At 44.3% G+C, this 12,781-nt stretch carries 6 protein-coding genes; 5 read left to right on the top strand and 1 reads right to left on the bottom strand.

The window, feature by feature from the left end; translation table 11 throughout:
• Positions 1-3,202, top strand: a 3,202-nt coding sequence (locus HT709_RS07970) for a DUF1542 domain-containing protein (protein WP_172925665.1), incomplete at its 5' end; no start/stop codon positions are given.
• Between the two features lie 112 nt (positions 3,203-3,314).
• On the opposite strand, the gene HT709_RS07965 is transcribed toward HT709_RS07970, so the two are convergent.
• Entirely contained in the window at positions 3,315-5,411 is a 2,097-nt protein-coding gene (locus HT709_RS07965; protein WP_172925664.1) for a GH92 family glycosyl hydrolase, read from the bottom strand.
• Positions 5,412-5,581: 170 nt separating this feature from the next.
• Here HT709_RS07965 and HT709_RS07960 point away from each other — a divergent pair, with 170 nt between their 5' ends.
• The 4 genes from HT709_RS07960 (at position 5,582) to HT709_RS07945 (ending at position 12,547) form a co-directional block, all read left to right on the top strand.
• Positions 5,582-6,862, top strand: coding sequence for a glycoside hydrolase family 125 protein (locus HT709_RS07960; RefSeq protein ID WP_172925663.1), 1,281 nt, complete (start codon positions 5,582-5,584; stop codon positions 6,860-6,862).
• 212 nt (positions 6,863-7,074) lie between these two features.
• Entirely contained in the window at positions 7,075-9,720 is a 2,646-nt protein-coding gene (locus HT709_RS07955) for an alpha-mannosidase (protein ID WP_172925662.1), read from the top strand.
• Positions 9,721-9,803: 83 nt separating this feature from the next.
• Positions 9,804-10,673 (top strand): ROK family protein, encoded by an 870-nt coding sequence (locus tag HT709_RS07950; RefSeq protein ID WP_172925661.1) that lies wholly within the window; start codon positions 9,804-9,806, stop codon positions 10,671-10,673.
• Positions 10,667-12,547, top strand: a complete 1,881-nt coding sequence (locus HT709_RS07945; RefSeq protein ID WP_172925660.1) for a beta-N-acetylhexosaminidase — start codon at positions 10,667-10,669, stop codon at positions 12,545-12,547. The genes HT709_RS07950 and HT709_RS07945 overlap by 7 nt, the downstream gene beginning before the upstream one ends.
• The last annotated feature ends 234 nt before the right edge of the window (positions 12,548-12,781 follow it).

Genomic DNA, 12,781 nt, shown 5'->3' with positions numbered 1-12,781 from the left:
TCTTGCTGCTAAGAACAAGACCATTGATGAGCGTACAGACTTGACAGATGCAGAGAAGAAAGCTGCTAAAGACAAGGCTAAGGAAGAAGCAGACAAGGCTAAGGCAGCAGTAGCAGCCGCAACAAGTGATGAAGAAGTAGCCAAAGCCAAAGAAGCCGGTGAGTCTGCAGTTGGTGCTGTGACTCCAGTAGCCAAAGATGCTGCTAAGAAAGCAGTGGCAGATGAACTAGCTAAGAAAGAAGCAGAAATCGATGCCCGTCAAGATCTAACAGCTGAAGAAAAAGCGAAAGTTAAAGCAGAAGCTCAAGCTCGAGCAGCCGAAGCGAACCAGGCCATTGATGCTCAACCAGATGTAACCACAACACCAGAGGAATCAAGGAAGGTTCAAGGAGCAGTAGATAGTGCTAAGGAACACGGTGTAGCAGCGATTAAAGCTGTGAATCCAGAAACAACAACTAAAGCTGCAGCCAAGAAAGCTATTGATGATAAGCTAGCTGAACAACTAAAAGCCATTGAAAACACACCAGATGCTACGGATGAAGAAAAAGCTGAAGCTGCTGAAAAAGCGACAGCCTTAGCCAAAGAAGCTAAGCAAGCAATTGATATTGCTACAACAGATTCAGAGGTTAAGAAACTTCAAGATGATGCAAATGCTGAAATAGGGAAAGTTTTACCTGTTGTAGAAGATAAACCAAATGCTCGTAAAGCCATTGATGAGCAAACAAAAGCGAAGAAAGAAGAGATTGACGCGCGTACTGACTTATCTCCTAAAGCGAAAGAGAATCTTAAAGATAAAGCAGATCAAATAGCAGCCGAAGCTAAGAAATTAGTAGATGCTGCGAATAAAGAAGCAGATGTTAATAAGATTCAAGACGCGGATAAATCGGCAATTAGAGCAGTTGGGGATATTAACAGACCAATTGATAAAGTGCTAGTTAATGATCCAGCCAACCTAAAAGCTGAGGAAAAAGCTAAAATCTTAGAAGAAGTGAGGAAAGTGAACCCAACAGCCAAAGAGGTTAAATATAACGACGCTGGAAATATTGAAGTTACTACAGCAAATGGTGATAAGGGAATCATTAATCCAACTGATCTGGTGAAAACGTTGGAGAATCTAGATAATGGTAAAGGTGGAAACGATATTAACAAACCACTTGATAAAGTTATCATCAAGGATAAATCGATGTTGACAGAGTCAGAAAAAGCTCAAATTATTGCTGCTGTTAAATCTGTAAATCCAAATTCTATTGTGCTACTCGATGCAGACGGAACTGTTTCAGTGTCTACACCAGAAGGTCAGACTGCAACGATTCCATCAACTGAGTTAGTGAGAACTAAGGAAGATACAGCTAAATCTGACGCAGGAAATGGTGAAATTGTTAAACCAGCAGATAAAGTGGTTGGTGAACCGACTGAGTCAGCTGCACAAGCCAAAGTAGAAGAAAAATTAAGAAAACTCAATCCTGAGGCTAAATCTGTTAAATTTGATGATAAAGGTAACGCTACTGTTACTTTAAATGATGGAACTGTGGCAACAATTCCATGGAAAGATTTATTCAAATCACCGGAAGATGCAACTAAACCAAACGCAGGCAACGACATCGTTAAGCCGGCGGATAAGACGGTTGTAGCGAACTCAGACAAGTTGACAGATGCAGAGAAGAAAGCTATTGAAGAAAAGGTTAAAGCAGTTAACCCAGGAGCGACTGTAGTAGTGGACGATAAAGGAAATGCCACAGTCACAACACCAGAAGGTAAGACAGCCGTTATTCCAGCAACAGACTTGACGAAGTCAGCAGCAGATGCAGCTAAACCAAATGCAGGCAATGATGTCAATACACCAGCAGCTAAAACTGTAGCAGCGAACCTAGACAAGTTGACAGACGCAGAGAAGAAAGCTATCGAAGAGAAGGTTAAAGCAGTCAACCCAGGCTCAACTGTAGTAGTAGACGATAAGGGTAATGCTACAGTTACAACACCAGAAGGTAAGACAGCGGTCATTCCAGCCACTGATTTAGTGAAAACACAAGATGATATTACTAAAGAAAATGCAGGCAATGATGTCAATACACCAGCAGCTAAAACTGTAGTAGCAGATCCAGATGCCTTAACTCCAGAAGAGAAGAAAGCTATCGAAGAGAAGGTTAAAGCAGTCAACCCAGGTTCAACTGTAGTAGTAGACGATAAAGGTAATGCAACAGTAACTAAAGCTGATGGTACAGTTCTGAATATTCCAGCTTTAGACCTAGTAATCCCAGCTGGAAACCTAGCTGACGAAGCTAAGACTGCTAAAGTGAAAACACCAGCATTCCGTACATTAGTTGGAAACAAAGATAACTTAACGGAAGATGAAAAAGCAGCAGTTAAGAAAGCAATTGAAGCCGTCAATTCAGGAGCGACTGTAGTAGTAGACGATAAAGGTAACGCCACAGTAACACTAGATGGAAATACAGTATCGATTGCAAAAGACCAATTAGTGAAAACAGAAAGTGATGTAACAGCTAAGAATAGCGGAGATAACATCAACCTTGACTTTGAAAAAGAAACAGTAGCAGACTTTACTAACTTAACAGATTCAGAAAAAGAAGCTGCAAAAGCTAAGATTAAAGCAGCAAATGCTGATGTAGTAGATGTTCTCTTTGACAAGGCAGGAAATGCAACTGTTGTAACTAAAGATGGCAAAGTTTTAGCAATTACCGCTGAAGCTATCTTTAAACAAGCTCCTTCAGCTCAAAATAACGGAGCTACTAACACTGAAGCAAAAGTGGATAAAGCTAAGTTAGCAGATGCTATTCGTCAGTTAGATGGACTAATCATCCAAGAATCAGCTAAGCTTGATGCAGAAACTGCAAAAGCAGCGAACGCATTATCAGCGGATGCTAAGAAAGTATTTGCCAATGCAGATGCAACTCAGGCAGATGTGGCTGCAACGGTTAAACGTATCGAAGACTTCCTGGCGAAAGTTTCTCCAGCAACTAATCATGCAAGTCCAGCTAATGACCAAGCTGCTCAAACACCAGCTGTAGTTCCAGCTCAAGCAGCAAATGCCAACCAAGCAGCAACAAACGTGCGTACAGTCGCTAAAGAGTTGCCAAATACAGGTACAGCAGATTCTACTGTAGCTATGGTAGCAGCTGCCGCAAGTGCCTTACTTGGTCTTGGTCTTGCAGGTCGTCGTCGTAAAGAAGACGAAGAAGCTTAATTGGTAGATTGTTTGATACTTATCGAATAATAAATCCAATTTTCAAAGCTTAACAAGTACCTCTCATAAGAAAATCTCCTAGCAGGAAAGTCTGCTAGGAGATTTTTGCATTTCAGGAAGTGGACGGCTGGCTTGGTAACCAGCTAAGGGTAAAGGTTAACTGTTCAGCTTTTAGGAGGTCTTGGTGTTGAATAGTTGATACTAGGTTTTTGTCCAGTCGGCATTCTTTGACAAAGTTAAAATGGTTGTGGTTTTGCTCCGTATGAATATCCAGCCATTTACCTTCTTTAGCTAGGTAAATACGGAGGTGGTCAAAGAGAGGGATTCCGAGGTCATAGTTTGGTTTGCCTGGACAGGTTGGATAAAGTCCGAGAGCTGACCAGATGTACCAAGCAGAGAGACTGCCATTGTCTTCATCGCCAGGATAGGCTTGCCAACTTGGGTGAAAGGCTTTCTGACGTAAGGTCTTGATAAGAAGGGCAGTGTAGTCAGGGTAGTTGCTGTAACGGAAGAGATAAGGAATGTGGAAGCTCGGTTGGTTGGAAATAGCGATTTGCCCAAAAGGAGCGGTAGCCATCTCGCTCATTTCGTGAATCTCGTAACCATAGCCTGTTGTCTCAAAGAGGGGAGCATCTTGACAGGCTTTCAAAAGATAGTTGCTAAAGGCTTCTTTTCCACCCATAAGTTGGATCAAACCTGGGATGTTGTGTAGGACGCCTAAAGTCGCTTGAATGGCAGAGCATTCGGCATAGTCTCGCCCCCAACTATAAGGAGAGAAGTCAGGGCGGAAGTTGCCTTGGCTGTCTCGCGCTCTCATGTAACCTATTTCAGCATCAAATAGATGGCGGTAATTTTGTGAAGCAGTCTTGTAGGTTTCAGCGATGTCATTCTGACCAAGTTTTTTGGCACAGCTGGCGATACAAAAGTCACTATAGGCATAGTCTAGGGTGTGGCTGACGCTTTCGTGGTGGTCGGTAGAGAGGTAGCCTAGTTCTTGGTATTGGGCTAGTCCGTGGCGGCCATTGATGCCTAGAGGGTCGGACTTGCTGGCTGTTTCAAGCATGGCTTGAAGGAGTTCTTCTTCTAAGTCAGGAGCCATGTCCTTGCAGGCGCTATCTGCGATAATGCCGTCTAAAAGTGTACCTGGCATCATGCCACGTTCATCTGGAGCTAGCCATTTTGGAAGGAATCCAGTATTGCGGTAGCTATTGAGAAATCCTTCTAAAAAGCGGTGGTAGTGTTCCGGTATGATAAGGGCAAAGAGGGGGAAGGTAGTGCGGAAGGTATCCCAGAAGCCATTGTTGCTAAAGAGGACACCGGGCTTGACAGTGCCAGTGGCCAGATCCATGTGGATGGCTTGCCCTGATTCATCAATCTCATAAAAAGTCTGTGGGAAGAGGAAGAGTCTGTAGAGACAGTGGTCAAAGAAGGTTCGGTCAGCCTCTCCTGTCTCCATAACGTCAAAACGATGGAGGAGATTTTCCCAGTCCGCTTGGGCATTTGTTTTACAGTTATCAAAATCTTCTTGAGGTAGATTAAGCAGAGCTTGAGAAGGCGAGATGAAAGAAGTGGCTAGCTGAATCTCAGCATAGCTACTGGTTAAGTCAATTCGCCAGTCTCCCCCTTCTTGGCTGATAGCAAGAATATCCGTGTTCATTTGCAGGGCAGTGAACAGTATCAGTGGATTTCTGTTGGTCTCAGTTTTACCTTCTTGTCGCAGGGCAAGAGTCCGCTTATCTACTTGCTCTACTGTCAGTTCATCTTCTGCGTGAAGATAGAGGGAGAGGGCTTTGCCTTGCTTTTGCTCCAAACGAATAGAAGCACCGTAGCAAGTCGGTGTGAGCTGGGTTTCAATCTGATAGCGCAGGGAGAAAATTTTCAGATAATGAGGTTGGAAAGAGGCCTTATCTATGTCATAGGAAGATTGGCGGTGAAAGAGGCTGTCTCCACCTAGCTGGCCTGTGACAGGTGTCAGAAGGAGCCAAGAGTAGTCGCCAATCCAAGGGCTGGGCTGGTGGGTTAATCGAATCCCCTGAAAGATAGGCAGATGCGGATCGAAAAACCAAAATCCATCCTGGTCACTGGTCTGGGGCACAAAGTAATTCATCCCAAAAGGCACGCCTGTGTATGGCAGGGTATTTCCCCGAGAAAAGGCATGCTTGCTGGCAGTACCAAAGCGGGTATCGATGGTTTCAAGTAGTGGTTTCATAGTCTTTCCTTTAGCTGTTTTTCTACATTATATCAGAAAAATAGAGCCTTTAGATATGGGGTTCAAAAGAAAGCAATTTTGTAGAAAAATGACTATCATTTGTGTATGTATTTTCTGCCTCAAAAGCTATATACTGAAAATGAAACTTGTTTGAAAGAGGATACTGCACGATGATTTATTCAAAAGAAATTGTTAGAGAATGGCTAGATGAAGTGGCAGAGCGGGCTAAGGACCATCCAGAGTGGGTGGATGTTTTCGAGCGTTGCTACACCGACACCTTGGACAATACAGTTGAAATCCTAGAAGATGGTTCAACCTTTGTGCTCACAGGGGATATTCCTGCTATGTGGCTTCGGGATTCGACAGCCCAACTCAGACCCTACCTTCATGTAGCTAAAAGAGATGCCCTCCTGCGTCAGACCATTGCAGGTTTGGTCAAACGTCAGATGACCTTGGTACTCAAGGATCCTTATGCCAATTCCTTCAACATTGAGGAAAACTGGAAGGGGCACCACGAGACTGACCACACAGACCTTAATGGCTGGATTTGGGAACGCAAGTACGAGGTGGACTCGCTTTGCTATCCTTTGCAGCTGGCCTATCTCCTCTGGAAAGAAACTGGCGAGACTAGTCAGTTCGATGAGATTTTTGTCGCAGCGACTAAGGAAATTCTCCATCTGTGGACGGTAGAACAAGACCACACCAACTCTCCTTATCGTTTTGTCCGAGATACGGACCGCAAGGAAGACACCTTGGTAAATGATGGTTTTGGCCCTGATTTTGCAGTGACAGGTATGACTTGGTCCGCTTTTCGTCCGAGTGATGACTGCTGTCAGTATAGTTACTTGATTCCGTCAAATATGTTTGCAGTTGTTGTTTTGGGATATGTGCAAGAAATCTTTGCAGCATTAAACCTAGCTGATAGCCAGAGTGTTATCACAGATGCTAAGCGTCTTCAGGCTGAAATCCAAGAAGGAATTGAAAACTACGCCTACACAAGCAACAGCAAGGGCGAAAAGATTTACGCCTTTGAAGTGGATGGTCTAGGAAATGCTAGCATCATGGATGATCCAAATGTACCAAGTTTGTTGGCTGCGCCTTATCTGGGCTACTGTTCGGTCGATGATGAAGTGTATCAAGCTACTCGCCGTACCATTTTGAGCTCTGAAAATCCATATTTCTACCAAGGAGAATATGCTAGTGGACTCGGCAGTTCTCATACCTTTTATCGCTATATCTGGCCCATCGCTCTGTCTATCCAAGGTTTGACAACAAGAGATAAGGCAGAGAAAAAATTCTTGCTGGATCAGCTGGTTGCTTGCGATGGTGGTACAGGTCTTATGCATGAAAGCTTCCACGTAGATGACCCAACTCTCTACTCTCGTGAATGGTTCTCTTGGGCCAACATGATGTTCTGTGAATTGGTCTTGGATTACTTGGATATCCGCTAAGGAGCGTGATTTATATTCTTCGAAAATCTCTTCAAACTACATCAGCTTTATCTGCAACCTCAAAGCAGTGTTTTGAGCAGCCTATGGCTAGCTTCCTAGTTTGCACTTTGATTTTCATTGAGTATTAGCGCAACTGATTCTTGGAAAGAATCACAAATTTACATTTAAAACGTTAACAATAAAAATTTAAATTTAGAATGAGGTTTTACTTCATGGAAAATGTTGTCGTACATATTATCTCACATAGTCACTGGGACCGTGAGTGGTACTTGCCTTTTGAAAGCCATCGTATGCAGTTGGTGGAATTGTTTGACAATCTCTTTGATCTCTTTGAAAATGACCCTGAGTTTAAGAGTTTCCATTTAGATGGACAAACCATTGTCCTCGACGACTACTTGCAAATTCGCCCTGAAAATCGTGACAAGATTCAACGCTACATTGACGAAGGAAAATTGAAAATTGGTCCCTTTTACATTTTGCAGGATGATTACTTGATTTCAAGTGAAGCCAATGTCCGCAATACTCTTATTGGTCAGCAAGAAGCTGCCAAATGGGGCAAATCAACCCAGATTGGTTACTTCCCAGATACCTTTGGAAATATGGGACAAGCGCCTCAAATCCTTCAAAAATCAGGCATTCACGTGGCAGCCTTTGGTCGTGGTGTGAAGCCGATTGGATTTGACAACCAAGTCCTCGAAGACGAGCAGTTTACGTCTCAGTTTTCAGAAATGTACTGGCAGGGTGCGGACGGAAGTCGTGTCCTCGGTATCCTCTTTGCAAACTGGTACAGTAACGGGAATGAAATCCCAGTTGATAAAGATGAGGCCTTGACCTTCTGGAAACAAAAATTGTCAGATGTGCGTGCCTATGCTTCGATCAACCAATGGTTGATGATGAACGGATGTGATCATCAGCCTGTACAGAAAAATCTGAGCGAAGCTATTCGTGTGGCAAATGAACTCTTCCCAGATGTGACCTTTGTTCACAGTTCCTTTGATGAATATGTCCAAGCCGTGGAAAGTGCCCTACCGGAGCAATTATCAACGGTTACAGGTGAGTTGACCAGTCAGGAAACAGACGGCTGGTACACACTTGCCAACACTTCTTCATCTCGTATTTATCTCAAACAATCCTTCCAAGAAAATAGCAACCTCCTAGAGCAAGTTGTAGAACCCTTGACAATTATCACTGGGGGTCATAACCACAAGGACCAGTTGACCTATGCTTGGAAAACTCTTTTGCAGAATGCGCCGCATGATAGCATCTGTGGCTGTAGCGTGGACGAAGTTCACCGCGAGATGGAAACTCGTTTTGCCAAGGTCAACCAAGTCGGAAACTTTGTTAAGAGCAATCTTCTTAACGAATGGAAGGGTAAAATCGCTACAACTAAGGCTCAAAGTGACTATCTCTTTACTGTCATTAACACAGGCCTGCATGATAAGGTCGATACTGTCAGCACAGTGATTGATGTTGCGACTTGTGATTTCAAGGAATTACACCCAACGGAAGGCTACAAGAAGATGGTAGCTCTTACCTTGCCAAGTTACCGTGTGGAGGACTTGGATGGGCATCCTGTAGAGGCTAAAATCGAAGACCTCGGAGCTAATTTTGAGTACGATTTACCAAAAGACAAGTTCCGCCAAGCTCGTATTGCCCGTCAAGTGCGCGTGACCATTCCAGTTCACCTAGCGCTGCTTTCTTGGACAACCTTCCAATTGCTGGAAGGAAAACAAGAACACCGTGAGGGTATTTACCAAAACGGAGTGATTGATACACCATTCGTAACGGTGAGTGTGGATGACAACATCACAGTCTATGACAAGACAACTCACGAAGCCTATGAAGACTTTATCCGCTTTGAAGACCGGGGTGACATCGGAAACGAGTATATCTATTTCCAACCAAAAGGAACAGAGCCAATCTTTGCAGAGCTTAAGGGCCACGAGGTCTTGGAAAACACAGATCGCTATGCTAAAATCTTGCTCAAACATGAATTGACCGTGCCTGTCAGTGCGGATGAAAAGCTAGAAGAAGAGCAACAAGGTATCATCGAGTTTATGAAGCGTGAGGCTGGACGGTCAGAAGAATTGACAAACATTCCTCTGGAAACTGAGTTGACTGTCTTCGTTGACAATCCACAAATCCGCTTCAAGACTCGCTTTACTAACACTGCCAAGGATCACCGTATCCGTCTCTTGGTCAAGACTCATAACACGCGTCCAAGCAATGATTCTGAAAGTATCTATGAGGTGGTGACACGACCAAACAAACCAGCTGCTTCATGGGAAAATCCTGAAAATCCTCAACACCAACAAGCTTTTGTCAGTCTGTATGACGATGAAAAAGGGGTGACTGTATCCAATAAGGGATTGAATGAATACGAAATCCTTGGGGATAACACCATTGCCGTGACCATTTTGCGTGCATCAGGTGAGCTAGGTGACTGGGGTTACTTCCCAACACCAGAAGCTCAGTGTTTGCGTGAGTTTGAAGTCGAGTTTGCGCTTGAATGCCACCAAGCCCAAGAACGCTTCTCAGCCTATCGTCGTGCTAAAGCCTTTCAGACACCATTTACCAGCCTTCAGCTTGCTAAACAAGAAGGAAGCGTGGCTGCGACTGGTAGTCTCTTGAGCCATTCTGTTCTCAGCATACCGCAAATCTGTCCAACAGCCTTTAAGGTAGCTGAAAATGAAGAAGGCTATGTCCTTCGCTACTACAATATGTGTAGTGAAAATGTGCATGTACCAGAAAGTCAACATCTCTTCCTTGACCTACTTGAACGACCATACCCAGTTCATAGAGGCTTCATTTCACCACAAGAAATTCGTACAGAATTGATTAAAAAAGAAGAAATTTAATTTCAAAAAGTAAACATAAAAAGAAAGGAGGGGCGAAAAGGTAAGAACTAACTGCTGATTCGCCCCTTTTTATGGTAAAAACAATGACTATTGCAACGATTGATATCGGAGGGACTGGAATTAAGTTTGCCAGTCTGACTCCTGATGGGAAAATATTGGATAAGACAAGCATTCCAACGCCTGAAAGTTTGGAGGATTTACTAGCTTGGCTAGACCAGCGCTTGTCAGAGCAGGATTATAGCGGGATTGCTATGAGCGTTCCAGGCGCGGTCAATCAAGAGACAGGTGTGATTGATGGCTTCAGTGCCGTCCCTTATATCCACGGCTTTTCGTGGTATGAGGCGCTTAGCTCTTATCAGATTCCTGTCCATCTGGAAAATGATGCCAACTGCGTTGGGCTCAGTGAATTACTAGCTCATCCAGAGCTTGAAAACGCTGCCTGTGTCGTGATTGGGACAGGGATTGGCGGAGCTATGATTATCAATGGCAGACTGCATCGAGGTCGCCACGGTCTGGGTGGAGAATTTGGCTACATGACAACCCTTGCCCCTGCTGAAAAGCTCAACAACTGGTCGCAACTAGCGTCAACTGGGAATATGGTACGCTACGTGATTGAAAAATCTGGTCAGACTGATTGGGACGGTCGCAAAATTTACCAAGAGGCCGCAGCAGGAAATGCCCTTTGTCAAGAAGCCATTGAGCGCATGAACCGCAATCTGGCTCAAGGCTTGCTCAATATTCAGTATCTGATCGACCCAGATGTCATTAGCCTGGGAGGCTCTATCAGTCAGAATCCCGACTTTATTCAAGGGATTAAAAAAGCTGTCGATGCATTTGTCGAAACCTACGAAGAATACACGGTCGCACCCGTCATCCAAGCCTGCACCTATCATGCAGATGCTAATCTCTACGGTGCCTTTGTCAACTGGTTACAGGAGGAAAACCAATGGTAAGATTTACAGGGCTTAGTCCCAAACAAGAGAAAGCATTAGAGTTGCTTAAAAAGCACATTCTGCTACCAGATGTAGAGGTAGCAGTCGCTCAGTCTGACCAAGTCTCTATCTCTATCAAGGGTGAGGGTGGCCACTATCAATTGACCTACCGCAAACCTCACCAACTTTATCGTGCCTTGTCCTTGTTGGTAACAGCTCTAGCAGAAGGTGATAAAGTAGGGATTGAGGAGCAGGCGGCTTATGAAGAGTTGGCCTACATGGCAGACTGTTCTCGAAATGCGGTGCTAAATGTGACTTCTGCCAAACAGATGATTGAGGTCTTGGCTCTCATGGGCTACTCAACCTTTGAACTCTACATGGAAGACACCTACCAGATTGAGGGACAGCCTTATTTTGGTTATTTCCGTGGGGCTTATTCGGCTGAGGAGTTGCAGGAAATAGAAGCCTACGCCCAGCAGTTTGATATGACCTTTGTGCCTTGTATCCAGACCTTGGCCCATTTGTCGGCCTTTGTTAAATGGGGTGTCAAGGAAGTGCAGGAACTCCGTGATGTGGAGGACATTCTTCTTATCGGCGAAGAAAAGGTTTATGACCTGATTGATGGCATGTTTGCTACTCTATCTAAACTACAAACTCGCAAGGTCAATATCGGGATGGACGAAGCCCACTTGGTTGGCTTGGGACGTTATTTGATATTGAACGGTGTTGTGGATCGTAGTCTCCTAATGTGTCAACACTTGGAGCGCGTGCTGGATATTGCTGACAAATATGGTTTCCACTGTCAGATGTGGAGCGATATGTTCTTCAAACTTATGTCAGCAGATGGCCAGTACGACCGTGATGTGGAAATTCCAGAGGAAACGCGTGTCTACCTAGACCGTCTCAAAGACCGAGTGACCTTGGTTTACTGGGACTATTATCAGGATAGCGAGGAAAAATACAATCGCAATTTCCGCAACCACCACAAGATTAGCCATGATCTTGCCTTCGCAGGAGGTGCTTGGAAGTGGATTGGATTTACACCTCACAACCATTTTAGCCGTCTAGTAGCTATTGAGGCTAATAAAGCCTGCCGTGCCAATCAGATTAAAGAAGTCATCGTAACTGGTTGGGGAGACAATGGTGGTGAAACTGCCCAGTTTTCTATTCTCCCAAGCTTGCAAATTTGGGCCGAACTAAGCTATCGCAATGACCTAGACCGTTTGTCTGCTCACTTTCAGACCAATACTGGTCTATCGGTTGAAGATTTTATGCAGATTGACCTTGCCAACCTCTTGTCAGACCTGCCAGATAATCTCAGTGGTATCAATCCCAACCGCTATGTCTTTTATCAGGATGTTCTCTGTCCCATTCTTGATCAACACATGACACCTGAACAGGACAAACCGCACTTCTCTCAGGCTGCTGAGACCCTTGCTGAAATCAAAGAAAAAGCTGGGAACTATGCTTACCTCTTTGAAACTCAGGCTCAGTTGAATGCCATTTTAAGTAGCAAAGTAGATGTGGGACGGCGCATTCGTCAAGCCTATCAAGCGAATGATAAGGAAAGTCTGCAAGAAATCGCAAGACAAGAATTACCAGAACTCAGAAGCCAAATTGAACACTTCCATGCCCTCTTTAGCCACCAATGGCTGAAAGAAAACAAGGTCTTTGGCTTGGATACAGTTGACATCCGCATGGGCGGACTCTTGCAACGCATCAAGCGAGCAGAAAGCCGCATCGAGGCTTACCTGGCTGGTCAGCTTGACCTCATCGATGAGCTGGAAGTGGAAATTCTGCCATTTAACGACTTCTACGCAGACAAGGACTTCGCAGCCACAACAGCCAACCAGTGGCATACTATTGCGACAGCTTCAACGATTTATACAACTTAAAAACAAGAACACCTTGCCTGGCGCAGGGTGTTTCGCGTGAAACAGAAGAATTATCTAGTTTCAAATGCCACAGTTAGACAAACTTATGATAAAATAGCAGAAAGGGAATGTTTCCTAAGAGCAATTCTATCGATTAGCAATTGGAGGTATTGTGGTACACTTAAAATTAGTAAAACAAGAAATAGAAGCTGAAAAGCCAGCATCTGTAGAAGCCTGGGTCATTTTCGTCAAATT

The sequence above is a fragment of the Streptococcus sp. 1343 genome (assembly GCF_013277355.1).
Taxonomy (GTDB): Bacteria; Bacillota; Bacilli; order Lactobacillales; family Streptococcaceae; genus Streptococcus; species Streptococcus pseudopneumoniae.
Note: the sequence above shows the minus strand (reverse complement) of the source record. Positions and strands in the feature narration are given on the sequence as shown.

What these genes read in the sequence shown, in the direction of transcription:
- HT709_RS07965 (WP_172925664.1), bottom strand. Translation starts at nt 5,411, where the DNA reads ATGAAACCACTACTTGAAACCATCGATACCCGCTTTGGTACTGCCAGC.
- HT709_RS07955 (WP_172925662.1), top strand. Translation starts at nt 7,075, where the DNA reads ATGGAAAATGTTGTCGTACATATTATCTCACATAGTCACTGGGACCGT.
- HT709_RS07950 (WP_172925661.1), top strand. Translation starts at nt 9,804, where the DNA reads ATGACTATTGCAACGATTGATATCGGAGGGACTGGAATTAAGTTTGCC.
- HT709_RS07960 (WP_172925663.1), top strand. Translation starts at nt 5,582, where the DNA reads ATGATTTATTCAAAAGAAATTGTTAGAGAATGGCTAGATGAAGTGGCA.
- HT709_RS07945 (WP_172925660.1), top strand. Translation starts at nt 10,667, where the DNA reads ATGGTAAGATTTACAGGGCTTAGTCCCAAACAAGAGAAAGCATTAGAG.